Origin of the sequence: Enterococcus sp. AZ095a, assembly GCF_050546735.1 — a bacterium.
GTDB classification, from domain to species: domain Bacteria; phylum Bacillota; class Bacilli; order Lactobacillales; family Enterococcaceae; genus Enterococcus_D; species Enterococcus_D entomosocium.
In genome coordinates this window covers 213,068-237,220 of sequence record NZ_CP172953.1, presented here as the reverse complement: position 1 = coordinate 237,220, position 24,153 = coordinate 213,068, and the positions used below count along the sequence as shown (strand labels likewise).

General features: G+C 43.7%; 25 protein-coding genes. 2 read left to right on the top strand and 23 right to left on the bottom strand.

Going from position 1 to position 24,153, the window contains the following annotated elements:
- The first annotated feature begins 39 nt into the window (after positions 1 to 39).
- Complete coding sequence (locus tag IGJ26_RS01110; protein WP_034878155.1) at positions 40 to 747, top strand: GntR family transcriptional regulator; 708 nt, start codon at positions 40 to 42, stop codon at positions 745 to 747.
- Between the two features lie 24 nt (positions 748 to 771).
- On the opposite strand, the gene IGJ26_RS01105 is transcribed toward IGJ26_RS01110, so the two are convergent.
- From IGJ26_RS01105 to IGJ26_RS01090, 4 genes are all read right to left on the bottom strand, one after another.
- A complete protein-coding gene (locus IGJ26_RS01105; RefSeq protein ID WP_429966446.1) occupies positions 772 to 2,547 on the bottom strand; it encodes a glycoside hydrolase family 35 protein in 1,776 nt (591 codons plus the stop codon).
- A gap of 13 nt (positions 2,548 to 2,560) precedes the next feature.
- Complete coding sequence (locus IGJ26_RS01100; RefSeq protein ID WP_429966447.1) at positions 2,561 to 3,724, bottom strand: glycoside hydrolase family 88 protein; 1,164 nt, start codon at positions 3,722 to 3,724, stop codon at positions 2,561 to 2,563.
- A gap of 149 nt (positions 3,725 to 3,873) precedes the next feature.
- On the bottom strand, positions 3,874 to 4,701 hold the full coding sequence (locus IGJ26_RS01095) for a DUF7402 domain-containing protein (protein WP_086316775.1): 828 nt from the start codon (positions 4,699 to 4,701) through the stop codon (positions 3,874 to 3,876).
- Positions 4,676 to 6,442, bottom strand: a complete 1,767-nt coding sequence (locus IGJ26_RS01090; RefSeq protein WP_101698770.1) for a DUF2264 domain-containing protein — start codon at positions 6,440 to 6,442, stop codon at positions 4,676 to 4,678. The genes IGJ26_RS01095 and IGJ26_RS01090 overlap by 26 nt, the downstream gene beginning before the upstream one ends.
- 455 nt (positions 6,443 to 6,897) lie before the next feature.
- Here IGJ26_RS01090 and IGJ26_RS01085 point away from each other — a divergent pair, with 455 nt between their 5' ends.
- Positions 6,898 to 7,845 carry an HNH endonuclease gene (locus tag IGJ26_RS01085; protein WP_430599801.1) on the top strand — a complete coding sequence of 316 codons (948 nt, stop codon included), beginning with the start codon at positions 6,898 to 6,900 and terminating at the stop codon, positions 7,843 to 7,845.
- 170 nt (positions 7,846 to 8,015) lie between these two features.
- Here IGJ26_RS01085 and IGJ26_RS01080 read toward each other — a convergent pair whose 3' ends face one another.
- The 19 genes from IGJ26_RS01080 to IGJ26_RS00990 form a co-directional block, all read right to left on the bottom strand.
- Positions 8,016 to 8,504, bottom strand: a complete 489-nt coding sequence (locus IGJ26_RS01080) for a GNAT family N-acetyltransferase (protein ID WP_194199351.1) — start codon at positions 8,502 to 8,504, stop codon at positions 8,016 to 8,018.
- A 267-nt stretch (positions 8,505 to 8,771) separates the two neighbouring features.
- On the bottom strand, positions 8,772 to 9,767 hold the full coding sequence (lacD, locus tag IGJ26_RS01075; protein ID WP_429960330.1) for a tagatose-bisphosphate aldolase: 996 nt from the start codon (positions 9,765 to 9,767) through the stop codon (positions 8,772 to 8,774).
- Between the two features lie 185 nt (positions 9,768 to 9,952).
- Positions 9,953 to 11,122 (bottom strand): SIS domain-containing protein, encoded by a 1,170-nt coding sequence (locus IGJ26_RS01070; RefSeq protein WP_429960329.1) that lies wholly within the window; start codon positions 11,120 to 11,122, stop codon positions 9,953 to 9,955.
- A gap of 179 nt (positions 11,123 to 11,301) precedes the next feature.
- Positions 11,302 to 12,036 (bottom strand): GntR family transcriptional regulator, encoded by a 735-nt coding sequence (locus IGJ26_RS01065; protein WP_005226773.1) that lies wholly within the window; start codon positions 12,034 to 12,036, stop codon positions 11,302 to 11,304.
- 214 nt (positions 12,037 to 12,250) lie between these two features.
- Positions 12,251 to 13,279, bottom strand: a complete 1,029-nt coding sequence (locus IGJ26_RS01060; protein ID WP_429960328.1) for a PTS system mannose/fructose/sorbose family transporter subunit IID — start codon at positions 13,277 to 13,279, stop codon at positions 12,251 to 12,253.
- A complete protein-coding gene (locus tag IGJ26_RS01055) occupies positions 13,269 to 14,075 on the bottom strand; it encodes a PTS mannose/fructose/sorbose/N-acetylgalactosamine transporter subunit IIC (RefSeq protein ID WP_005232623.1) in 807 nt (268 codons plus the stop codon). The genes IGJ26_RS01060 and IGJ26_RS01055 overlap by 11 nt, the downstream gene beginning before the upstream one ends.
- A 26-nt stretch (positions 14,076 to 14,101) precedes the next feature.
- Positions 14,102 to 14,584 carry a PTS N-acetylgalactosamine transporter subunit IIB gene (gene agaV, locus IGJ26_RS01050; protein WP_005232625.1) on the bottom strand — a complete coding sequence of 161 codons (483 nt, stop codon included), beginning with the start codon at positions 14,582 to 14,584 and terminating at the stop codon, positions 14,102 to 14,104.
- A 19-nt stretch (positions 14,585 to 14,603) separates the two neighbouring features.
- Entirely contained in the window at positions 14,604 to 14,879 is a 276-nt protein-coding gene (yajC, locus tag IGJ26_RS01045) for a preprotein translocase subunit YajC (RefSeq protein ID WP_008376459.1), read from the bottom strand.
- A 2-nt stretch (positions 14,880 to 14,881) separates the two neighbouring features.
- Positions 14,882 to 15,313, bottom strand: coding sequence for a PTS sugar transporter subunit IIA (locus tag IGJ26_RS01040; RefSeq protein ID WP_429960327.1), 432 nt, complete (start codon positions 15,311 to 15,313; stop codon positions 14,882 to 14,884).
- Between the two features lie 456 nt (positions 15,314 to 15,769).
- Positions 15,770 to 16,522, bottom strand: coding sequence for a DeoR/GlpR family DNA-binding transcription regulator (locus IGJ26_RS01035; protein ID WP_005226765.1), 753 nt, complete (start codon positions 16,520 to 16,522; stop codon positions 15,770 to 15,772).
- Positions 16,523 to 16,681: 159 nt separating this feature from the next.
- Positions 16,682 to 17,122, bottom strand: coding sequence for a ribose 5-phosphate isomerase B (rpiB, locus tag IGJ26_RS01030; protein WP_430599800.1), 441 nt, complete (start codon positions 17,120 to 17,122; stop codon positions 16,682 to 16,684).
- Positions 17,119 to 17,781 carry a ribulose-phosphate 3-epimerase gene (locus IGJ26_RS01025; protein WP_429960326.1) on the bottom strand — a complete coding sequence of 221 codons (663 nt, stop codon included), beginning with the start codon at positions 17,779 to 17,781 and terminating at the stop codon, positions 17,119 to 17,121. The genes rpiB and IGJ26_RS01025 overlap by 4 nt, the downstream gene beginning before the upstream one ends.
- A 27-nt stretch (positions 17,782 to 17,808) precedes the next feature.
- Positions 17,809 to 18,273, bottom strand: a complete 465-nt coding sequence (locus IGJ26_RS01020) for a PTS sugar transporter subunit IIA (protein ID WP_422705479.1) — start codon at positions 18,271 to 18,273, stop codon at positions 17,809 to 17,811.
- A gap of 14 nt (positions 18,274 to 18,287) precedes the next feature.
- Entirely contained in the window at positions 18,288 to 19,661 is a 1,374-nt protein-coding gene (locus tag IGJ26_RS01015) for a PTS transporter subunit EIIC (protein WP_429960325.1), read from the bottom strand.
- 14 nt (positions 19,662 to 19,675) lie between these two features.
- Entirely contained in the window at positions 19,676 to 20,620 is a 945-nt protein-coding gene (locus IGJ26_RS01010) for a sugar phosphate isomerase/epimerase family protein (RefSeq protein WP_061053596.1), read from the bottom strand.
- A 421-nt stretch (positions 20,621 to 21,041) separates the two neighbouring features.
- On the bottom strand, positions 21,042 to 21,638 hold the full coding sequence (locus tag IGJ26_RS01005) for an alpha/beta hydrolase (RefSeq protein WP_086298975.1): 597 nt from the start codon (positions 21,636 to 21,638) through the stop codon (positions 21,042 to 21,044).
- 13 nt (positions 21,639 to 21,651) lie between these two features.
- Positions 21,652 to 22,260, bottom strand: a complete 609-nt coding sequence (locus tag IGJ26_RS01000) for a flavin reductase family protein (RefSeq protein ID WP_086298974.1) — start codon at positions 22,258 to 22,260, stop codon at positions 21,652 to 21,654.
- Between the two features lie 17 nt (positions 22,261 to 22,277).
- Complete coding sequence (locus IGJ26_RS00995) at positions 22,278 to 23,171, bottom strand: VOC family protein (protein WP_429960324.1); 894 nt, start codon at positions 23,169 to 23,171, stop codon at positions 22,278 to 22,280.
- Positions 23,172 to 23,184: 13 nt separating this feature from the next.
- On the bottom strand, positions 23,185 to 24,147 hold the full coding sequence (locus tag IGJ26_RS00990; protein WP_061053593.1) for a ring-cleaving dioxygenase: 963 nt from the start codon (positions 24,145 to 24,147) through the stop codon (positions 23,185 to 23,187).
- Between the last annotated feature and the right edge of the window lie 6 nt (positions 24,148 to 24,153).

Genomic DNA, 24,153 nt, shown 5'->3' with positions numbered 1-24,153 from the left:
TATGCTTGATGTATTCATATGGAATGGAGGGAAACCACTGTGTTGCCAAAGTATGAGCAGATCAAGCAAGATCTTTTACAAGAAATCAAAGACCATAAATTCATTCCCGGCGATAAGTTTTATTCAGAGGCGGATATCAAGCGGATGTATTCTGTTAGTTCGATCACGGCAGTCAAAGCGTTGAATGAATTGACGAGTGCTGGCTATCTGTATCGCATCCAAGGCAAAGGGACCTTTGTTTCAAAAGCAAAAGTATCTCAGAGTGTGAAGTTTTCCGACATTGAGCTGCATTCACTGGACCAAGAAAAGGTCAAGGTCCTTGCGGTGGAAGAAGGAAATGACCCAGAGATTTTGAAAGAATTAGGATTGGCTGCCAGTGCTTCCTACTACCGAATCAAACGAGTCCGCTATTTTGGCGACGTTCCTTTCTTGGTTCACATCACTCATTTGCCGAAGAAGCTGATGAAAGAACCGATCGCCAAAAACCTCAACCAATATGCTAGTGTTTATGAGCGGGTCCGAAAAGACTTTGCGATCGACCTTTTCTCATTGGCTTCTGTTGAAACCAACGAAATCGTCTTTCCTGATGACGCTGAATTGTTGAACTTATTGCAACTGAGCTTCCGAGAGCCTGCGGTCAAACAAGTCAAGCACTCCTATTTAGCAGATGGAAGTGTCGCTGAATACATCGTCAGCTACAAGCACTGGAAATATTTCAAAACAAAAATAGAAGTAGAGCCCGCGTAAATTTGGGTCTCTACTTCTATTTTTTTATTCTACGACAGGTTGATCACAGAAAACGAGTTCCTTGATCTCAACGCCATCGGTTTCAAATACCACGACTTCGTTGCTGCCTTTTTTCAAAAATTCTTTCGGACAGTATAAGGAATGCACGGGGCCACGTTGCCAATAGCGACCAAGATTGATGCCGTTGACGATAACGACGCCTTTCCCATACCCACGGCAATCGATAAACGTATCTCCTACCTCTGTCAGCCTGAAGGTCGTTTGATAAAAGGAGGGGTGTGTCGGATTTTTTCCTGCTTGATAATCGATGGCTTGTAGCTGCTCTGCGGAAAGCGTCAATGGGTAATGACGATAGCCTTGATGGAAATGAATATCTTGCATGATGCCCCCACGGATGCCTTTGGCTTGTGTAGGCCCGTTCAATTTAAACCCGTAGTTCACGCGCCCTAAGTTTTCTACTAAGACATCTAGCTCGATGGTTTCTTTATCTGGTGTCCCTTGGATCAACAGCTCCTCACCTAGCGTTTCTTGGTATTGGATCGCCTGTAATTGGCCGTCGGTAAAAATATGCAACCGATCGCTAGCTTCTACCACTTTTAATTTGTTTTCTCGATGATAGTTTTTTAACTGAACCGAATAGAGCAAATAGCCGTAGCCTTTGCTGGCAGCTTCCATTGTTAGAGGATACATGCTTTCTTGTGGTGCCATCAGCTGATCTTTGATAGCCAATAATGAGACACTGTTTTCGATGGGAAAGGTTCCTAATGCCGCTAATTGCTTGGTCCGTGGTTTGGCTTGCCACACTTCGGGACAGGCTTCTTTTATGGCTTTTTGTACCTGATAGTATTTGTCGGTAGGTTCTCCTGCTTCTGTCAGTAAAGCATCGTAATCATAGCTGGACACTTGTGGTAGATCCAGCGCTCCCCGAGCGGAACAGCCATTGTAAAAGCCAAAGTTCGTGCCTCCATGGAACATGTAGAGATTCAAGGAGCCGACCGCTAACATCTCTTTGACTTCATTAGCTAAGTCTTGACCGTCTCGCTTGATGATCGGCTCGCCCCAGCGGTTGAACCAGCCATCCCAGTATTCCATGCACATGATGGGCCAATTTTTGCCATGTTTTGCCATAAACTCTTTCATCACAGCCGCATTTTCCTTGGAACGACTGCCGAAATTGCCTGTGACAAAGATGTCGTCTTCAATCAATGTCCCAGCGTCCAGTACTTCTTCCCATGCCCCATCTGAGGTAAACAAGGGTACATCGATGCCGTATTCTTCCATCAACTCCTTGGTCTGGCGCAAATACGCTTTTTCCATTCCATAAGAGCCGTACTCATTTTCCACCTGCATCATGATCACTGGTCCCCCATGGGTGATCTGCAACGGCACAAGCTTTGGCAGCAAGACCTGGAAATAGTTGCGCACCTTTGCCATGAAGCGTGGGTCGGTTGAGCGCAACCGCATCGGTTCATTTAACAGCCAAGCTGGCAACCCGCCAAATTCCCATTCAGCACAGATGTAGACGGAAGGCCGTAAAATGACCATCAAGCCTAGCGTTTGGGCTTGCTTTACAAAAGCACAGATGTCTTTCATTCCTTCAAAGTCGTAGACTCCTTCACGAGGTTCGTGGAGATTCCAAGGAATGTAGGTCTCAACTGTGTTGGCTCCCAGTGCTTTTAGATTGTAGAGGCTATCTGTCCATTGCGCCGGTGTCATGCGGAAATAATGGATCGCTCCGCTAATCAATTTGATTGGTTTTCCATCTAACAAAAAATCTTCTTTTATCTCAAACGTTCGCATGTCGTCTTCCCCTTTACCAGTATCTTTGCCAATCAGGCAATGCCAATCGGATCAATCCTTCTAAATAGAAATAATCACCCCAAAGATTGGGCTCATCGATGCCTTTGCCTTCCGCATGAGCATACACACCATGCAGCAATAAGCCCTCATTTTCTGGCACTTGGTTCGCTGCATAATGTTCGCCTAATTGGTAAAGCATCCCTTTAGCGATTTTTTGGGCATCGGGATATGCACCCATTTTCTCTGCTTCCAACAAGCCACAAGCCGCAATCGCTAAAGCAGAGCTGTCTTTTTCAGCAGGATGTTGGTCGTTAAAATCAAAGTCCCAATACGGTACCAAATCTGCTGGCAAATGAGCCAAAAACACCTCCACGATCTGCGGATAATTTTCTGGAAAAGGCTGACTATGCAGGTAGCTTTCATTCAAAGGAAGCCCTAAAATCGCCCAGCTCTGCCCTCGTGCCCAAATCGATTGGTCGCTGTTTCCTTGATGCGTCGCACCGTGACTTGGCTGCCCCGTCTCAGGATCGAAATAATACGTATGAAAGGTGGTGGCGTCATTCTTAATGACGGTCTTTCGGACTGTCTGATAATGCTTACTCGCAGCCTCTGCGTAGCGAGGCTCTCCCGACAATTGGGTTGCTGCAAATAAAAGCGGCAAGTTTAGTAACGAATCAATAATCAAGCGGTATTCTTGTGGGTCGCCATAAGTGCCCCAAGCTTGAATAAATTCCCCCTTTTCTTGAAACCGTGCCAGCAAAACATCTGCTGCTTGAATGACTTCTTGCTTGCAGTGTTCATCGCCAGTGATCTTGTAGCCCGCACCGGCAGATAAGCTATATAAAAAACCAATATCATGATGATCTAATACAAAATGGTCGTCTAAACGCGTTTGAAAACTGTCGATATTTGCCATAGCTCGATCAAGAAAGTTCTTTTCCTTGGTCCACTCATAGGCGAGCCACAACATCCCGGTCCAAAAGCCATTGGTCCAATCATCGTTGCCTTTCAGCCGATATTTGCCATTGGTGGCACAGGCTGAAGGAAACTGTGTGCCAAAGCGCTGACTATTTTTTTCGATCTGTTGGATGCACGCGGTGATTTTATCCGCTACCCACACATCGGTCACTTTTTCTCCTAACAGGATCAAGCGTTGTTTGTTCTCTTGCAGACGCATGTTTACCCTCTCCTTAACTTGTTAACATATTAACTTAAATCATTATAACGTAAACGCACAAAAAAAGCGACCTCCCTTTGTTGATTCCCAAAAAAAGAGCATGACAACTGCACACAAATGCAGACCTGTCATACTCTCGTCCTCTTTTTTTAACAGTTCCAACCAAATACTTCGATTTGTGAAAGAGCTGGGAAGGGGGAATCATCCTCTGCTTTTTGCAGCTCTTTATAGGTCAGCTTAGTCGTTTCTTTTTTCGGAAAACGAACTTCTTGAAAAGACGCCGTATTTGTCGTTTCCACCACCAGCTCTTCTCCATCAGCAAAGACCAAGGTCCCTTTGGTCCAGTAGCTATCATGGGGATAATCTGCCCGCAATAGGAAGCGAACCCGATCAATCAAGACGGGACGACCAAACTCAATGGTCAACGCAGCATCGGCTTGCTGATTGATGCCCCAAGAAGCAAACGGATACGACCCGTGGGATCGGTTGCCATATTTTCCATCAATCGCATTCTTAGCAAAAAAGACGGAATCATCTCGCGTTTCCACATTCGCTGAAGCATGAGGATACGCCCCTGTCGCTGACTTTTGATCATGGGCATTGAAGGATAAATTTTGATAATTCGTGATCTCAAACGCATGGGCTTTGCGCACCATCAGGTGATGGCGCTGCGAGGTAAAGGCCGTTTCCACCGAGGACTTTCGAGCGGATTCCGTCCAAGGAATCTGATACTCCCAAGTGGATTGGGAAAGATAGATCAGTGATGGTGCTAAGGTTTCATCAAGCTGAAGGACATAATACGGATTTTCCCCCGTCACCTCAATAACGATCTTATCTCCTTCCTCATAGGGATAGTTTTTAATGGCTAATACGGCCAAATCATCATCAGAAACTTGAAATGGCGCGGGTTCTTTTTCATGGTCGATGCGACCGACGATCACCTGGTCCTGCTTATTTTTTATTGCTAGCGTAATCATTTGGATCGATCCTTTCTTTTTCTACGATACCACCGACTAAACAAATCAAACGGTGCTTCCCTGGCGGAATATGTTGTGCTAAGTATGGAAAACTGGTTCTTGGAAAAAAGACGGAGGTATTGGCTTCTGGCTGAACAATACTGGCTTGTTGATAGCCTTCGATGTTGATGATTTGAGAACAAAAGCCCCCTTCACTGACTCGACTCCAGGTCGGTCCTGTTTGGGCCTGAGGCAACCGTCCAGTCAGCGGTACACTAAATCCGCCCTCACGAAGGTCCAACGAAATCGTCGTCGTCAACTCGTGCACGCGCACATGCCACTGACCAAATGGATAAATCTCAGTTTCAATAACTACCTCCTCAAAGGGAGCCCATTGGAAAAAGACGCCTTTTTCCGTCACTCGATAATCCATGACTGCGCCCTTCGTGCGAAAATAGCTGCCATCTCGAGCAATAGCTAATGTGCTATCAAAGGCGCCTTCGGCATACGTGACGCCGGCTTTCGGCACACTGAAGCCAAATTTGCTCGAATAGACGAATTTGCTGTATTTTGCTTGAGCATGCGCTTGCTGTTCAAGCATCAAACCTGCAGGATACCCCAACAAATGATGGTTTTTTTCATTGTGCACCAGCAACATATTGCCTTTTTCAATCCGTTTTTGCAGCTCTCTCTTGATTGGCTCAGGTTCAGCCCGCCAAAAAGGATGCGTTTCTGCGACCGCTAAAAGCAAAAAGGTCTTAAGCCCCCAGTAAGGCGAGCCTGGTGCATTGTACCCTTCTGCCATCACTTGATTTTCATAGTGGTATCCGATGGACAAGCGACCATCGAAAGTGAAAATCTCCTGCGCCATCCAATTGCGCAAGTGTTTCGCCAGTAGTCCTCGCATCTGTCCCCATGGGATCGCTTCGACATCTGCGAAAACCAGCGCCGAGAAAAAAGCACCTTGCGCAAACCGATAGGTCAGGCTGCGGCCATAGGGCAAGGCTTCGCCGTCTTCATCAAAATAATAGATGAAGTCTTGGGCAAATCGGGTGGCCCGTTCTTTAAAACGCTGTGCCCATTCTGGGTCTTCGTCTTGCATAAATGTAGCGTAAATCAAGCCATAATAATGAAACGCAAAAGGAATATAGTAATCTCGCTGCGTCGTTTTCCCATCTACGTACCAACCATCGCCAATGTACATGGAATCGATCAATGCCAACTCTTGGGACAATGCTTCTTTTGCCAACGGTTCCCCACAGTGAAACAGGGCAATGCGAATCAACACTTTGAAGAATGTCCAGTTGTTCTTAGGAATCTTGCACGCAAGTGCTTGGGATAGCCAAGCCACTAGCTTTCGCTGGTTCTTCTGCGGCAACGCTGTCCAAAAAGCATCCTTTTGCAATAAAAGAGTCAATGACAATGCGGCTGCTTCCACGATGTATTGATCATAATCCGTGATCCTTCCCCAGTAAAATGCGTGTTCAGGATCTGTCCCCGCCATCACTTTTTCCACATAAGCTGCTCGTAACGGATCATCTGAGCAAATCCTCCAATAAGGCGCCAACCCCCACAAAGGACGCACAAGCGCTTCCATCTCAGCCCGTGTTCGGTCATACACGGCCCCACTGCTACCTAGATTCAATCCTGGATAGTCATCTGCCAATATTGCTGCTTGCAAAGGAGCGATCATGTCTTCCAATGCCCGCTGATAATCCAGACGCGTCAAAAACGGATTCTCTTTGATTGCCATTTGCTTCATACGCCATCTCCTTCTGTCAATTTACAGAACAGAATAGCAAGCCACGACTTTTTTATCAAGCGATTTTCTACTGGCAATACTTCTGAAAAATGAGAAAAGCTTTTGAGGGATTTTTGACTTAACCTGTTAACAAAAAAAGAGGAATTGAAGCTATGGGAAAGTGATTGGAGAAATGGCGAAAGTTAACTTAGATAAAATGAGGAATTTATTATAAATCAACATTGATTTCGTGACTTTTTTTCATAAAAAATTTCCCTGAAATTATACTATAGATATCCATCACATGATAAACATTTCTTACATTTTTTCAGTTCGAATATTTCTAAGTATTGATAATATACTAAAGACAAAAAACTTTGATTCAAATAGACATGACGAAAGAAGAATGATTGTCTATAATAAAATAGAATTCGTTATTTGAATAAATACCCATAGTAGCAGAAAGGAGTGCGCAGATGGCCGTATATATTGAATTGTCTAATCCCATCCATGGAGGAGAAGGTTGGGAGCTAGGAGAGGTTTTATGGAGTCCCGTTGCTTCATCATGGAACACAATTATGAGGAAACCCAAAGAGGGGGATATGATTTTACATTCTATCAAAGACAAAAAACGAAATATCAATCATAGATTATGGGGATGTTCTCAAGTTGCTGGTTCCTATAAAATCTTATCAAGTCCGCCACCGATCCCAGCTAATTGGGATGGATATGAGGAATACTATCAGATCCCCTTAAAGCACTACACAGAATTTCAAGACAAAGTTTTTTTACAGGAAGTTATCGATCAGAACAAAGACGCATTAAAAGCGATAACGCCTCAAAAATCTTTTTATACGGAAACAGGTGTGCGAATGCAACCCGCACAGAAATACTTGGCGTCTGTTAGTAATGAGCTATTAGAAATCTTAACTCCTTATATAAAAAAAACGGTCTACTATAACGAAAACAAGCAGAGATCAGAAAATATTGTACGTGAAGGGGATTCAGAAGAACTTCTTAGTGTGGGAAGTGGTGGGCAGGTTGCCCGGATTCAAACAACTATCGATAGGATTGTTAGGGACACGTCTCTTGTTAAAAAAATGAAGCAAAAATACAATAATCAATGCCAAATTTGCGGTAAATCCATTTCATTGTCCAAACAAAAATATTACTCCGAAGGACATCATTTAAAAAAACTTGGGGGTATTCATCAAGGGCCAGATATTGAGAGTAACATTATTATACTTTGTCCCAACCACCATGTTGAATTTGATTATGGGGCAATTGCAATAGACGTTCACTCACAAAAAATTATTCATACAGACCCGCACAATCCTTTTCATAATAAGGAATTAGCATATAAAAGAGGAGATTTAAATAAAGAATTTTTAACATACCATTTAAAAAATATATTTATAGGATAAGCCCCATAAATGGAGTGTTTAAAATAGGATTTTATTCCTTTGCTGAAAATCTAAATTCTTTTTTATAATTCAATTTAGTTAAGTATCTTTGATATAACGTTTAATAATTCTCTTTAGGGTAACTATTGGACGTTATTTACTTTTATCCTAGCTGCTTCTATTTTAGGTATCTATTTCATCTTTTTCTCAAAGCAGACCACACTTACCTCCTGATCACTGACTGTTGTCACGGCTTTTCGTGTCTCTTTAAATCCTTGACTCTCCCAGAAAGATCTACCGGCTGTGTTTTCTTCAATAACAGCGAGAGAAACGAGAGAAATCCCTTTTAAGCGCCAGTCTTGTTCTACTTGCTGATAAATAGCTTGCCCGTGTCCCTGACGTCTTTCGCCAACCAGCAGCAAGCCAATATACACAGTGCCCTCTTGCGGATAATCAACAAGATAATCCATAACAGCAATTGGTTTTTGATCATAATAAATGATAGAAAATATCTTTTGCTCTTGAGCCACGGATGGCGGTAGAACAGTCATGTCTCGCATGAGTTGTTCAATGGAAGGTGTCTCTTTCGTTAAAGCAAAATAGGCCTGGTTTTTCTGATAAATGCTATAGGCAGCTTGTTGGTTTTCTGACGTGACGGAATGAAACGTATACTCGTTCATAAGGAACTCCTTTATTTGTAGGTTTATTGAACCTTATTTCGACCAAAAGTGAAGCAGGTGGATTTGATGGCTTTTACTGCTAGTTTATCCTATTCAAGTCCCATCGTAAATTACTCTCGAAACCTCTTCCTATTTACGTTTCATTCATACGATGATAACCGAACTTGTCAAGGTATAAAAAGACACCCTAAAGCCTTAAGTAAGAAGCCTACCACTTCTTCTCAAAAGTCCTTAAGATGTCTGATTATTGGCTATTTCTCTTGTCAACTATTCTTCGACCGTGACTTTGTCCCACCAAGAAGTGGCGGTCTTTTGGATCACTTCATTCAAGTCTTCGATGTGCTGTTTTCCGGTACTTGCTAGCCATTCTTTGGCAGCTTCTATTCCTTGTTTTACAAAGGGATCAACACCGTCTTTCCACGTTGCCCGGCCGCACAAGACGCCATTGAAGGTTGAACCGGCTTCTTTGGCAAAAACCAGTGTTTCTTGGAATAAGCTGGCTGATACGCCTGCACTGAGAAAAATAAACGGCAGATGCGTCGCATCGCTTTGCGCTTTGAAATACGCTGCGGCTTCTTCCTTGGTATGCACGGCTTCTTCCTTGGCAAAATCTGCCACATAATTCATGTTGACTGGTACTTCCACCTTTAACACATCGACTTTGTACTGTGGTTTTGAAAATTCCTTCATCAATCCGATGACTTTTTCTGGTTTGCGTTGCGCATATGCTTTTGAGTCGACTTCAGGCAACTTAGCATCATAGGAAAGAACTTCTAAAAAGAAGGGCAGATCAGCGGCTTGGCATTCGCTGCCGAGTCGTTCCACAAAGACGTGTTTCAACTGATTGATCTGGGCATCTTCATCTACATCATAGTAAAGCAAAAATTTGATGGCATCGGCGCCTGCTGCTTTTAATCGCTCAACTGACCATTTCCCTAATAAATCAGGCAAACGTCCCGGTGTAGTCGCATCATAGCCGGTTTTTTCATACGCCAGCAAAAGCCCCGCCTCTGGATCACGGCTTTGCGCAGCTGCTAACCCATATTCTGGATCTAATAAAATAGAAGATGCGTAAGGGGTCAATTCTTGTGAGACTAGCGTTTTAAACTGGCTGATTTTTTCTGCGTCAGCCTCCACGCCAAGTGCTGCCATCATTTTTTTCAAGGCACCACGTTGGTCGATTGCTAAAGCCGCGATTACTCCTTCTTTCGTTGACAGGCGATCCATTGCCGCTTTTTTAGCTTTCGTTATGGTTGCTTTCATTAAAATTCCTCCTTTTTTGTCCATGCCAAAGAATCAACCGCTCTCACTTTTTTCAGTGTTGGCGAAACGGTTGTCAGCACGTATAAAAATGTCTATTGATGAAGTCGTTCGACTGATTGACCACCGCACGTATCGACTTCGTACACGAAAAGATACGTGCTCGTGGTGGTCTTTCTCAGTCATCGTTAGTTGTTATACGGATGAATCGTCACGCCTTTGACCACCCGATTGACGGTACGCGTTGGCGAAGGGGTATCCGGTGTATTACCGACTTTGATCGATGCCAACAGTGCGATCGTTTGCGCAAAAACAATGTCTGCTAAGGCAAGATAGCCATCTGGCAGTGAAGTGTCATCTGGAAAGAAAAAGTTTGTTCCTGAAAAATTCACAGCGGCCGGCTGTCCGATAACAGTCACTGCGGCGGCGATGCCATCACTCTTTAATTCTTCCAACATATCAAGATCATACTGCCGCGTATAGGACGTATTGCTGACAAAGACAAAGACGAGGGTTTGATCATCTACGAATGATTTCGGTCCATGACGGAAGCCCATCGAAGAATCGAACACGGTGGCGATTTTTCCAGCAGTCAGTTCCAATACTTTTAGCTGTGCTTCCCTGGTCAACCCCGACAACGTGCCTGACCCAAGATAAACGATCCGCTTAAAGGAACGGTCCGTCAGTACTTGGAGTTCTGTTTCTCTGTCGATCACTTCTTGCCCCAATCGGCTAAGGGTTTCAACATAATGTCTCTTTTCTGTCAGAGGCGTCTGGTCAAAAATCAGCAGTGCGGAAAGAGCCATACAAGAAAAACTGCCCGTCATTGCAAAGCCAGCATCATTTGACCGCTCAGGCATCAATAACAGATAGCTCGTTTCATCAGCGGCAGCTTGTTGTGCCAAAGATCCGTCGGCTGCACAAGTGATCGCCAAATGATAGCTGTCGGCAACGAATTGATCGACGATTTTGACCGCTGCTAAACTTTCTGGTGAATTGCCGCTTCTAGCAAAAGAAACGAGCAGTGTTGGTTCATCCGCAAATAAAACTTGTTCTGGAGCAGCGACAATATCCGTCGTAGCAATACTTTCAAAAAGATAATCCACCGTTGCGCCGTTCTTATTCAAGTAAGGAACGATCGTATCTCCAACATATTGAGATGTCCCCGCTCCCGTGAAGACCACGCGGATTCGCTTGTCCGTCTTTTGCTTGATAGTACGTAAGAAAGCCGCGATCGCCTCTTGCTTTTCTTGATAGATCGTCAAGGTTTCTTGCCACAGTTCTGGCTGTTGTTTGATTTCTCTTGTTGTAATCTCCGCACCTAATTCTGCTAATTCCTTTGTTGACAGTTGAAACATCTTTCTTCCTCCTAGCTACTGTTTTTCCAGTATGTATTCCCAGTGACGGTGCGAGGAGCGCTTGTCTTGGATGAATGCTTAGCGATCACCCAAAGGGCAAACTTCCTCGACCTCACTGGTTTTGAATACATGCCTTTTCTTTGCTCGAGTGGATCATTTCAGACTGTCTAGGAAATGCGCTACTCGTCGTTACGCAAGTGGCGGACTTTGTATCTAAATTGGTCTGCTCGAGCAACACTCAAGGTGTATTCGATCACTTCATTTTCAATATTGAACGTGCTGCGTACCAGGTTCAACACCGGCGCACCTTCGTGGATTTTTAGCAATGCCGCATCTTTCGCACTGGCAATGCTGGCAAAAAATTCTTCGTCCGCGAGGCGGATCACTTGATGAAAGTCTTCATGGAAGATATCGTACAATGGTTTTTGCTCGATCATCTCACTCGTTAAATGCATGAAGCGTTTGACGGGCAGATAAGAACGCTCGATCATCATCGGTTGGCCATCAGCAAGACGCAATCGTTTTAACTTGTAGATCGGCTCGCCGATGGAAACTTGCAACTGAGTGGCAAAATATTTTGTCGCTTCCATTTTTTTGAATGCCAATACTCTAGTTTCTGGTTGTTTCCCTAGTGCTTTCATCTGTTCGGTAAAACTATACGAACCTGATAAATTGGTTGCCTGCTTGCGGATATCCGAGACAAAGGTGCCTTTGCCATGTTGGCGATAAATATAGCCTAATTTTTCTAACTCCTGTAGAGCCAAGCGAACGGTGGTCCGACTTAACCCGTAGCGCTTTGACAGTTCTCTTTCTGAGGGAAGCATCGTGTCTGCTTCCATTTCATTTTCGATTTTTTCAATCAGTAAATTTAACAATTGATCGTATAATGGTTGTCGATTTTTATTGATATTCATAAGCCCCTCCAAACTGGTTACTACCACATAACGAGTGTACTATTTCCCGATAGGCGTGTCAAACAATCGTCTACAGGGGCTCTGTTTCCTGAGCTTGCATCTCTTCACGTAGGAAAATGAACCAATTGCCAGCACGAGCTAAGCTAAAAAGTCAGCTTTTGCTTGCTTAGCAAAACTCCTCCTACGGTTTGCGCCGTTTCTTCTGCTAGCTTGCTTATTGCGGCCAAATGGATGGATACAGACCAAAGCCAGAACCGATCAAGCCGATCACTAGCAGCAAAGCGATACATTTCAACGGCGTCCAGCCGCGTTTTGATAAGAAGAAATACAGCATCAGTGTGATGGTCAATGGAATCACTTGCGGCAAGATCCCATCGAGGATTTTTTGAATATCGATCGTCACAGGCACTTCGTTGACTTTGTTAAACGTCAATTCATATTTGCCGTTAGCCAATTCGTTGACCGCCGCATTTTCTTGCAGTGTGTCGGTCAATTGTCCATTCTCATCCGTGGTATACAGCATGTCTTCGTAAGCGGCAATGGCTGCTTGATCATCCACGATCGTCGTCGCTTGTGTCACTTCATTGGTAGTACCGTTAGGGATCTGAATATCCAAAGACGTCGCCCCATACACGCAGGTCAAGGAACCGACAACAAAAATCCCTAAAATACTCGCTGCTCGGGTGAACTCTTTGGCATTTTCCGTTAAGATCCCAATCGCATCTGTCCCTAAACGATAGGACCAATGCATCAAGAAGAACCGTAAACCAAATTGGGCCGCATTGAATACCAGTAAGAAAATAAACGGTGCAGCGATGTTGCCGTTGATCGCCATATTGGCTGTGATACCAGCTGTTATCGGTACCAGAGTGAACCAGAATAACGCGTCACCGATCCCGCCTAGCGGTCCCATCGCGGCGACTCGCACTGCCCGAATCATGGGAATATCGGCTTTGTTTTGTTCCATCGATAGAATGATCCCCATCACAAAGTTCACGAGGAATGGATGAGTATTGAAAAACTCTAGGTTATGGCTCATTGAAGCAGCCATGTCCTTTTCATTTTTGTGGATCTTTTTCAATCCCGGTAAAATACTGAATAACCAGCCTCCTGCTTGCATTCGCTCATAGTTGAAAGAGGCTTGTAGAAATAAGGAACGCCAGACCATATTGTTCAAGGTCTTTTTATCCAGTTGTTCTGCGGGCGCTTGTTCGCTATAAGAATCGGGAATATTATATGCCATCTTCATCGCCTCCGAAATCATAGGTATTGGCTGTTGCTACTTTAAATTTGGACTGGATTTGATAATCCCAAAAGGCTAATGCAAAACCGATAAAGGCTAGAATGATCAAGGCTGGTCCTTGCAAGGAAGGTGCCGCCATTACGATCGTGGCTAAACCAAACCCCATAAAGAAGAAGCCCCACATTTCTTTGGAAACCATCACTTTTAGTAAAATCGCAAAACCGACATACCGCATCATGCCCCCAGCTGCGCCGAGCCCACCCATCAACCATTGAGGGATCGCTGCGACCGCCTGATTCCCGAAGGCAGCACCGCCGATAAAGAATAAGACCACAATCAAGCCGAAGATCGTTCCAAGACCCACCATCGCTAAATAATTGATCCGGTCAATGCCCTTCGTATTGGCATCATGGGCGTAACTGTCAGCTTTTGACATCACTGGCGACATTAGTGAGAAGATAATCGTCACCCCATATTGCCCCAGCAAAGAAAACGGAATCGCCGTAGCGACGGCCACTGTCGGTTCCAGCTGCAGCGTGATCGCTAAGATTGCTGCCATAATTCCGCCAATCACCGCATTTGGCGGTTGCGCGCCGCCCACCGGCATATTGCCGATCGTCATTAACTGATAGGTTCCGCCAACGATCAAGCCGGTTTGAAGATCTCCAAGAATAAGTCCGATAACCATCCCGGTAACAATGGGCTGGTACAATGATTCTAAAAAACTAAATTGATCGATTGCGGCAATGAATGTAACTATGAAGACTAAAATGATTTGAAAAATCGTGTAATCCATTTTCTTTCTCCTTCCTTATCTCTGCATCACTGAAATAATTTCTTTTCATCTTCAACAGGTGTCGTTGGAACCCGCTGAATCACTAATTGCACCCCCATTTCCTTCAGTTTTTTAAAGGCATCGACATCTGCTTCATCGACGGCAACTGTCGTAGCAACCTGTCTTTTCCCTTCTGACATATGCATATTCCCAATGTTGAGTTTCTTGATTGGCACCCCACCTTCAGCTAATTTCAACGCATCTTGAGGATTTTCAACCACCATAAAAATCTTTTGTTTTGGCGATGCTTTATGAATGATCTCGATGGTTTTTTGAATCGAGAAATACCTAGTTTGGACGCCAGCTGGCGCCGCCATATCCATCAACCCTTGTCTGACTTTGTCTTTGGCGACCTTATCATTTGCCACTAAAATTAGATTTGCCCCCAACGTACCGTTCCATTGGGTGGCAACTTGCCCATGAATCAACCGATTGTCGATTCGCGTCAACAAAATATTTGGTTCTCCCATAAATATGTCCTCCTTCTATTTACTGCATGATTTCTGCAACCGCACTGCGTTCTACTTCGATCACCGTTCCCGATTTCACCCTTAGATCGACCGTCTCTTTCCCAAGTGCTTGAATCTCCCCAATAATGCCGCCGTATAATTTGATTTTCTGCCCCTTTTTCAAGGACTGCTGCAATTCAGCGAAATAGCCTTTTTGCTTTTTCAGATGTTTCCCATTCAAGAAAGATGAGACCGCCAAAAAGAGAAAGAGAAAAACAAGCACCACGATTGAGGCTGCTAAGATCATTTCCCACATCGTTAAATCCCTTCTTCCTCATTGGTTTCCTCATGGCCTTTGATCTTTCCGTGAAAAATACCGCTCTTGCCAATCTCTGCCAGTTCTTGACAAAAACGCTCTGGATCAGTTGCCGTATATCTAGTCAACGAACCTTCCACTAGCAGCAGTAGATTGATGCCGCCGATGACCTCGACTTGCGGGTCCTCATTGGCAACGGTCATCGCAACATTAAAAGGGGTCCCGCCTACAAGGTCTGCACAAATCACGACCCCATCACAGGTTTCCTTTAATTGATCGATTGCTCCTTGCAACTCTTTTTCAAAGTCAGCTAACGGATTTTCCTCTAAAAACGACACTGCTAGAAACTGTTCTTGCGGCCCTGCAATCATCGCAAGCGCATTTTCCATCCCTTGCGCAAATCCTCCATGACCTGTTAAAACCAAACCAAGCATCTTATGTCCTCCCCTTACTCTCAACTGGTAGTAACCACATATCCAATATAAACGCTTTCATTTTGTCTGTCAACAATTTTTTGTTTTTATATAAAAATGTCTTTGTTATCTTTAAATACGAAAAATGGCGCCAAAACAATGATTATCAATTAATAACCCAATTGATAAAGGTATTGAAATCCATCAAAGGAACGACCTTAACGTTATTTTTAACAAGTACGTTCACTGGTTTTTGAGTCTTGGTATCTAAAGAACCACAAGTCACTCACTATTCACCGATACAACAATCAACGTTGTTAAATAAAGGAACTATCAACAAATTTGCTTCCTTACTAAAAAAACCAGCTAGGTATAATCCCTAACTGGTTTTGATCATCACCAAACTCATTTTCCATTATGCGTTTTATTAAATTGTATCTCCAACATTGCCAATACCACTCAGATGCCATCCTGTTTTTAGTTCGGATAGATGATTTGCGTCAGTTCTCCAATCTTATCGTTATAAGCATCAGAAATAATGACAACGTCTTCTGTACTAAAAGCTTTTACCGCGGCGACTTGTCCATATTTCGAACTGTCACACAATAAATAGGCGGTTTTGGCATTATTTAGAATTTCACGCTTTTTGTTCGCCTCTACCAAGTTGGGCGTGCTTACACCTTTTTCAGCATCAATACCATTAGCACCTAAAAAAGCCGTTTGAAAGTTAAACGTTTGTAAATTTGCATCCGTCAATGGACCATTCAAGGATGAAATAACGGGATTGTATCGGCCACCAAGAAGTAAAATCTCGGCAGGAGTTTCTTGTTGAATTGTAAAGACACTCGTATTGGTAGTAATAATCGTGATTTTTTTATTAATGATTTTATGCAGTAACGCTGTACAAGTCGAACCAGAATCTAGGTAGATCACATCACCATCGTGAACCAACTCAGCAGCCAAAGTAGCGATCGCTTCTTTCTCTTGGGAATACAAAGCAGCCTTAGCTGCAATCGGCATTTCGGAAGCCGTTGAACAAATCTTCACTGCGCCACCAGCCAACAATTCAACTCTTCCTGATTTTTCTAATTCTTTTAAATCCCGCCTCAATGTTGAGATAGAAACAGTAGGCAAAATGCTTTGCAATTGCTCTATTTTTAACAGTTCATCTTGAGCCAAAGCTTCTAAAATTTTTTCTTGTCTTTCATATGGAATCATAGCAACCTCCATTAATTGGTCAACTTCACTTTTTTTCAAATTATACCATACTTTTTCTCTCGGTATGAGCAAGGACTTTCATTGTTCGTCAATTTGATCTCGATTATGGGATAAATTTCTCGTTAACAAAAAAAGACGAGGATTCGCTAATGCGAATCCTCTAACCTTTGATCATTCTACTTCTAACTGACCAATCATTGCTACCCGTTTTTGGTGACGACCACCTTCAAACTCAGCAGCCAGCCATTCCTTAGTAATCATTTTCGCTAGTTCGACGCCCACGACGCGCGAACCAAACGCCAATACGTTGGTATTGTTATGCTCTTTTGAGAGCTTAGCACTATAGGGTTCGCTGCACACCACGGCTCGGATGCCCTTGATTTTGTTGGCAGCAATTGAGATACCAACGCCTGTGCCACAAATCAAGATTCCCAAATCACACTTTTGGGTTACCACCGCTTCTGCAACAGTCGCCGCATAATTGGGATAGTCAACGCGTTTATCACTTTCTGTCCCAAAATCCTGTACCGTGTGCCCTAACGCCTCCAAATAGGTGATGATATCAGTTTTTAATTCAAACCCAACATGATCACAACCGATTGCTAGTTTCATGCTTGATCCTCCTCTTTATATATTGAGATCAGTTCTTGATACGATTCTTCTTTTCCAAAAAGAGCGGAGGTCCCTAAAACAAACCCATCAACACCTAAGGCGCTTAAGCGAGTCATTACGGCAGGCGAAATCGCTCCATCTGCCATTAATTGGTAGAAATAACGTTCCTTTACTGCAGCAAGCTGCTTTATTTTTCCTTCCACATGTGTCAAATACGCTTGACCTGAAAAACCGGGATCAACAGTCATTACCATCACGTAATCGATCAATGGCAGCAGTTCTTCAATCATTGCAAAACTTGTTCCAGGATTGATGGCGATTCCGGCTTGTTTTCCCTTTTGCTTAATTTTGTTGATAGTTCTTGTAGGATGGCGATCTGCTTCCGGATGAAAATAAATGATATCTACACCTATATCCGCAAATTTCTCTACATACGCTCCCGGAGCTTCAATCATCAAGTGGACATCAACTAAGGTTTCTGACCATTTGCAAATAGCTTCGATATCTTGAAGTCCCATACCAAAATTTGGAACAAATCGTCCGTCCATAACATCAAGATGAAAAATATCGATTTTCGCCGCTTGTAAAGCGGCAACCTCGTCCTTTAGCATTGAAAAATCAGCACACATCATAGATGGACACAAGATTTTTTTCTTCAAAACACTACCTCCTGTCAGCAAATTCTCTCACTCATTAATAACGCCAATCGCTTGTCCACAACGCCCTTGCTTCTCTGTAATCACTAAGGTTCGCTGTGCGGAATTAGTGAAAACAACGATTACATCCGTTTCTTTGCCCTGTGATGCCAGAAACGGAAAATCAACGTTTGCCAGCACACTCTCGGCAGTAACTTTGTCACCTTCAGAAACTCTGGTATCGAACCCTGCGCCATTTAGCTCCACAGTATCGATCCCAATATGGACTAGAACTTCTAAGCCATTTTTGGCTTTTAACGAAATCGCATGTTTTGTAGGAAACACAGAGACCACTGTTCCTTCAATCGGTGCTGTAACAAGATCATCTGTTGGTACCACAGCAAACCCATCGCCTAATAGTTTGGTTGAAAACATCTCGTCCTTCACTTGTTCAATACTTTTCACCACGCCATTAGCTGGTGCATAAATAACATTTTTCTTCTTAAATAACCCCATATTCCCCCTGCTTTCTACGCCAATGTCTCGTCTCGATTGGTAAATACAAATGCTAAGACTGCTGAAACCACCATTGAAATCAGTAAGCCGATCATCGCTTGTATGAAATTCGAGGAAGTTGAGCCTACAAAGGCGGGAAAAGTGGTGACACTACCAAAGACAAAGGCATTCGTTACAACTTGCATCAACCCTAAATAGGCACCACCCACAGCACCACCAATAATTTGCGCTAAGAAAAGTTTTTTATTTTTTACAAGTAAGCCGAACAAAGTAGCTTCGATAATCGCTGATAATGCGATCGTGACTAAGCCAGTTAAAGCAAAGCTTCGCAGTTTTTTATCTTTCGCTTTAAAGTAAACGCCAATCGTTGTACCTATCACGGCGAAGTTACATGCAAAAGTAAAAGGAACGATGTAATCAAAGCCATAGGTTGAAACGTTATTAATCATGATTGGATTGACTGCCCAGTGAATGCCCAAACTTACGAGAACACTCCAACCACCACCAACTAAGATTCCAGTTAGCACACTACTACGCTCGATCAACCAATTCACCACATTAGCGACTGCTTCGCCACTATAGACCCCGATTGGTCCAATAACGATCACTGTCAATGGAACCATAATCGCTAGTGAGACTAAAGGAACGACCACCAATTTTAAAGTCTCCGGTATGTGTTTGTCTAAGAATTTGTAGAGATATGAAAAAGCCCAAATCGAAAGGATGATTGGTACGACAGTCGAATTGTAGTTCATCAAAACGACTGGAATCCCAAAGAACTCCGTCGTTGCACCGTTGCCTGCTCCTCCCATCAATGCAATAAAATCAGGATTGATTAACGCAGCCCCGATCAATGCAGAGATATACGGACTGGCACCAAACCACCGCGCTGAAGTAAACGCTAACAATACGGGCAAGAAATAAAATACACTCATAGAAGCAACAAATAAAATCGAATAAGTGCCGCTGTCTTCACTGATCAACCCGAGCTGAACAAACAAAATCAGTAGTCCTCTTAAAATACCTGAGCCCGCCAAAACTGGGAGTAGTGGCGCAAAAATAGCAGATACGGCAGAAAAAACATTGCTGATAATACTGCCAGAAGCTTGTTCTTCTGTGGTAGGGCTACCAGCACTTTCGTTACCTTTAACTAACGGCTCAAACTCATCGTAGAGCTTCCCGACTTCTGTCCCAATCAAAAGCTGGTATTGGCCCGCCTTATTAATGACATTGATCACTCCGTCGATATTCTCGACGGCTTGATCATCCGCTTTTGCGGTGTCATGTAACGTTAGACGCAACCGGGTGGCACAATGTGTCATATTGCGAACATTATCCGCTCCGCCTATTTTTTCTAAAATATTTTTTGCCATCACTTTGTAATCCATCTTCCCCACTCCTTTTATTTTGATTGATTTGTTGGTGACAAAAATTCAAGCAGCAACTGATTGGCTGCGACTGCATCGTTTTGATCGATCACAGCTTGAATCGCAGCCAAGCCTACGTTATCGATCATTTGATCCATTTGTTTGATCATTTTCATGTTTTGTTCGCACTCTTTTGAGGCATGTTCAATTACAGGGAACGTATCAAAATAAATCACACCGTCATAGTTATGCTTTTTGACATAATACAAGAATTCTAATGTTTTGAAGGGTGTTGCTGAACCGATCATCAATCCATCGTCGTTTAACCCATACCCATCATTCAGATGCACCCCGTATAATAACCCTTTTCCAGCGAACAGATCCGCAGCAAAAGCAGGGTTTTCGTGTTTCATTAGCATGTGGCAATAATCAAGGGTCACACCTACATTTTTGCGGTTGATCTCATTAAGCATCATTCCAGTGACACCCATACTATCAATGAACGCATAGGCTCTTGGTTGAAATGGTTTATACTCGATACTGATTTTCAAATCTGGTGCGTAGTCAGCAATTTCAATAAAGGCATCCCGGATCTGATTCCAAACCTTTTGGTAATTGATTTGAAAACTATAGTCAAAGCCATCAAACCCGAGCCAAATGGTTACGACTTCTCCACCTGCTGCACGACAATAATCAGCAGCTTCTTTGCATAATGTCAAGGCATGCTGCGCAACCTGTGGGTCAGCATTGCCTAATTCACCGTTGATAAACTCTTCTCTGAATCGCAATGCAACACCATTCAATTTCAAATCAGCTTGTCCCAATCTCTCTTTCATTTCAGAGGCAGTCGTCCCACCGACGTGCTCCGGATAATTTAAATCTACGTAATCAAGCCCCAATTCTTTGAATGCGCCAAATACATTGTCTAAATCATTTTCGTAAATTGATAAAAATGAATTGATTCTCGTTGCTAATTTCATCTTCATTCTCCTTAGCCATTTATTATAGACTCAGAATAGCACAAAATTTTTCCATTAACAACCACTTTGTTTCATATTATTTCAAATTAATTCATAAAGAAGCATTGTTTTTATTAGAAGAAATACTTCAAAAAATTGATTTTTAAGCATTTATTTTGTTAAAACTTCATTTTGGAACCATTTGAAATAAATTGATTTTTTATGGATCATTTTAAAAAAGTTGTCTTGATTCACTGATTATGCTGATTTGACTCTATTTGTTTCAGAAAAAGGATCATTTGGCAAATCCTTAGTGGGCTGCTATTGAACTAGGCGTCCCTAGTGATATATCTCCTTTCACTCCTTCGAATTGTTTTCACGTGAAACAAAAAAACCTAACCAACCAGCAGGATCGCTGTTTGATTAGGAAATGGGCACTGCTTTATTGTTTGGTCAACCACGTGCGCGAGTGTTCAACTTCTTCATACGTTAACTGATGACTCGGGGTCCAAACGGTTGAAAGGACTGCACCCCGTGAGGTAAAGATCTCTTGGACGTAAGCACTGTCAGCTAGGGAAACGATCGGGTCGTTTCTGCCAAAACTCATAAACACATGAGTGTCAGGCAAGGAATTCGTCGGTATATTATCGACTGGATACATGGCGTGGTAGAGGATCGCTTTTTTGAAGTGGTCACTATCATTTAGTAATAAGCGAATGGCAATGTTGGCGCCATTGGAATAACCCACCAGTACCACTTGCGCTAACGAAAAGTTGTATTCTTTGGCGGCTTGCCGAATAAAATCGGCTAATTCGTCGCCGCGAAGTGCTAAGTCGGCTTCATCATACACCCCTTCAGCTAGGCGTTTGAAGTAACGGGGCATGCCGTTTTCTAAGACATTGCCGCGAATACCTAATAGTGATGCTTGGGGATCAAGGGCTTTGCCTACTTCTAGCAGCGACTGTTCGTCGCCACCGGTGCCGTGGAGCAGCACCAAAACTGGTGCGTCAGCTGCTCCTTGTTGATAGATTGCTTTCATCGAAGTTCCTCCTTTAACTTGGTCGTTTGATATCGAAAATCTCCCCAATCGTTGCGTAAGAATTTCCCGCTAGCCGGCTGACTGCTTGTAAGGCACGGGGATCGATCTTGCCATCTTGATAGACATCCTCTGCAATCTGGTAGCCGACGACTTCCAACAATAAGAGATCGGCAGTGGTCTGCTGGTCTTTTTTGATGGGTACGTGTTGATGCAGAATCGTTTCTAAGCGTACATTGGCTTCTTTCAAGCCAGGAACGGCAATTGTTTTCGATGTCGTTGTGGTAAATCCAGAAACCGTCAACTCGCTTTGGTCTGCGGGCAATAATGCCGCGGTTTTATTGGCCTCTTGGACATTTGTTTGATCCAAAATATGCACGACGGCTTCTTTTGTCGCCAACAGATTGCGGGCGGTGTCTTTCAGTTCCCCCTCTTTACGCTGGATAGCCAACGAGAGGATCACGGGTTCTGAGCTGACGATGTTAAAAAAACTGAATGGGGCGATGTTGACGATACCATCGGGTGATTGCGTACTGACCACTGCCACTGGCCGTGGAATGATGGAGCCGATCAGTAGTTTATAATTTTCTCGTTGGGTCAAATCCTTGGGATCTAAATAGTGCATACAGCGTCTCCTTTTTTCTAAACCGATAAGTCTGGCAAGCGATCCTCGATCTCTGCACGACGGCTTTCAAATTGGGCTGGCAGCATCAACTGCTGTCCTAACGTTTCCAACGGTTCATCAACGAAAAAGCCCGGGGTTTCTGTTGCGATCTCAAAGACGATATTGCCCCTTTCTTGGAAATAGACGGCTTTGAAATAGTTGCGGTCTTTGATTTCAGTGACTCCGTATCTTTGATCGTACAAGTATTCTTGCCACTCTTTTTGCACTGCTTCCGTTGGCACGGACCACGCGATGTGATGGACGGTGCCGACACCCCAGCGCCCTGCTGGCATTGCTTCATGGGGCACGACGATCTCATGAGCGAGGGTACCTGCGGTATGGAGATGCGTGCTTTTATTTGTTTGATTAAAAATGTCCAGACCTAGATCATCTGCCAACGTTTGAATGGTCGCTTCTGGTTGTGCCGAAAGCAAGACGGCCCCATGAAAGCCTAAAATCGCTGGTGTTTCTGCCGATTCTTTGGCTTCGACTAACGCCAAAGACAGGTCATGCTGATCATGAAGTTCTAAAGTTGGCCGATCAAACAATGTACTTTCTTGGACAGTTACTTGATGTTTCGCCAGATGTTCTTGCCAATAGGCACTGCTGCCTTTAGGAATACGAAACGCGATCGTGCCGACTTGTCCGCTTCCTACTCGCCCAGGATGGGCATTTGCCCATGGAAAGAAGGTGATGATGGTCCCATTTTCTAATGCTTGATTGCTGTAATAAAGATGATACGTGTACGGATCATCAAAATTGACGGTTTGTTTGACGAGGCGCAACCCCAACACGTCGCGGTAAAAGGCAACGTTCGTTTGCGGATCGCCTACGATGGCTGAAATATGGTGGATCTGTTGAATGGGTTGCATACTGTGTGCCTCCTTAGGCGCGTTTTGTATTGAAGGGTTTGATGACTCCTTCGATGTATTCACGACGATTTTCTAAAAATGGTGCCAATGATAAGGACTCACCCAATGTTTCGTATGGCTCATCCCCCATGAACCCTGGTTCATCTGTTGCTAGTTCAAAAAGAATATGGCCGATGCGCACATACAAGGATTCAAAATAGTAGCGATCCACATAGCCGGAGTTGGCCAATCCCAAGTTATCAAAGATTTCTTGCCAAACTGCTAATGAGTCGTGGTGAGCTAAGCGAAAAGCGACATGATGCACTTCGCCATCGCCTTGTTGCGCTTGCGGGCTCGTGGTATCTTCCACTAAAACGACTTGAGCGCCATTGCCGCCTTCACCAACTTCTAGCAAATAGCGATTATCTACTTGATCAATGGTTTTGAAATCAAAAACGGATTCCAGCAGCCCTTTGAAATCTGCCAAGTAAGAAACAGACATTTCGACAGGACCTAAGCCATAAATCGCAAATTCAGTAGGAACCGGTCCTTTTTTCCAAGGAGTACCAGCTTTCACGCCAGTATTGTGTTCATCAGAGATCAATTGATAGGCTTGCGTATCAAAATCCCAAAAACGCATCACTTTTTTCCCAAATTCGGTGGTGATTGCTTCGTGTTTTACCTCAAATTCATCAAAGCGTGCGGCATAATAATCAAGGGCAGCATCACTGGGTACTCGGAAACTGGTGCGGGTGATCGAGTTGGTTCCTTTGCTGCCGCGAGCGGTATTGGGAAAATCAAAGAACGTCATGGTCGTTCCCGGTGACCCTAAATCATCCGCAAAGTAGGTATGGTACGTATAAATGTCATCTTGATTGACGGTTTTTTTCACTAAACGCATCCCTAACACATCTGTAAAGAAATGGTAATTCCGTTCCACATCACTTGTCATGGCCGTCACATGGTGTACCCCTAATAATTGATCTTGTTTTCTCATTTTCTT

Coding starts and splice junctions, on each gene's coding strand:
- IGJ26_RS01085 (WP_430599801.1), top strand. CDS start 6,898: ATGGCCGTATATATTGAATTGTCTAATCCCATCCATGGAGGAGAAGGT.
- IGJ26_RS00995 (WP_429960324.1), bottom strand. CDS start 23,171: ATGCAACCCATTCAACAGATCCACCATATTTCAGCCATCGTAGGCGAT.
- IGJ26_RS01100 (WP_429966447.1), bottom strand. CDS start 3,724: ATGCGTCTGCAAGAGAACAAACAACGCTTGATCCTGTTAGGAGAAAAA.
- IGJ26_RS01090 (WP_101698770.1), bottom strand. CDS start 6,442: ATGAAGCAAATGGCAATCAAAGAGAATCCGTTTTTGACGCGTCTGGAT.
- IGJ26_RS01010 (WP_061053596.1), bottom strand. CDS start 20,620: ATGAAATTAGCAACGAGAATCAATTCATTTTTATCAATTTACGAAAAT.
- IGJ26_RS01055 (WP_005232623.1), bottom strand. CDS start 14,075: ATGGATTACACGATTTTTCAAATCATTTTAGTCTTCATAGTTACATTC.
- IGJ26_RS01065 (WP_005226773.1), bottom strand. CDS start 12,036: ATGAATATCAATAAAAATCGACAACCATTATACGATCAATTGTTAAAT.
- IGJ26_RS01080 (WP_194199351.1), bottom strand. CDS start 8,504: ATGAACGAGTATACGTTTCATTCCGTCACGTCAGAAAACCAACAAGCT.
- yajC (WP_008376459.1), bottom strand. CDS start 14,879: ATGTGGGAAATGATCTTAGCAGCCTCAATCGTGGTGCTTGTTTTTCTC.
- agaV (WP_005232625.1), bottom strand. CDS start 14,584: ATGGGAGAACCAAATATTTTGTTGACGCGAATCGACAATCGGTTGATT.
- IGJ26_RS01105 (WP_429966446.1), bottom strand. CDS start 2,547: ATGCGAACGTTTGAGATAAAAGAAGATTTTTTGTTAGATGGAAAACCA.
- IGJ26_RS01060 (WP_429960328.1), bottom strand. CDS start 13,279: ATGGCATATAATATTCCCGATTCTTATAGCGAACAAGCGCCCGCAGAA.
- IGJ26_RS01040 (WP_429960327.1), bottom strand. CDS start 15,313: ATGCTTGGTTTGGTTTTAACAGGTCATGGAGGATTTGCGCAAGGGATG.
- IGJ26_RS01005 (WP_086298975.1), bottom strand. CDS start 21,638: ATGAAAGCAATCTATCAACAAGGAGCAGCTGACGCACCAGTTTTGGTG.
- IGJ26_RS00990 (WP_061053593.1), bottom strand. CDS start 24,147: ATGAGAAAACAAGATCAATTATTAGGGGTACACCATGTGACGGCCATG.
- IGJ26_RS01095 (WP_086316775.1), bottom strand. CDS start 4,701: ATGATTACGCTAGCAATAAAAAATAAGCAGGACCAGGTGATCGTCGGT.
- rpiB (WP_430599800.1), bottom strand. CDS start 17,122: ATGAAACTAGCAATCGGTTGTGATCATGTTGGGTTTGAATTAAAAACT.
- IGJ26_RS01020 (WP_422705479.1), bottom strand. CDS start 18,273: ATGGGGTTATTTAAGAAGAAAAATGTTATTTATGCACCAGCTAATGGC.
- IGJ26_RS01070 (WP_429960329.1), bottom strand. CDS start 11,122: ATGTTTCAACTGTCAACAAAGGAATTAGCAGAATTAGGTGCGGAGATT.
- IGJ26_RS01000 (WP_086298974.1), bottom strand. CDS start 22,260: ATGCACTATTTAGATCCCAAGGATTTGACCCAACGAGAAAATTATAAA.
- IGJ26_RS01035 (WP_005226765.1), bottom strand. CDS start 16,522: ATGGAGGTTGCTATGATTCCATATGAAAGACAAGAAAAAATTTTAGAA.
- lacD (WP_429960330.1), bottom strand. CDS start 9,767: ATGAAAGCAACCATAACGAAAGCTAAAAAAGCGGCAATGGATCGCCTG.
- IGJ26_RS01015 (WP_429960325.1), bottom strand. CDS start 19,661: ATGGATTACAAAGTGATGGCAAAAAATATTTTAGAAAAAATAGGCGGA.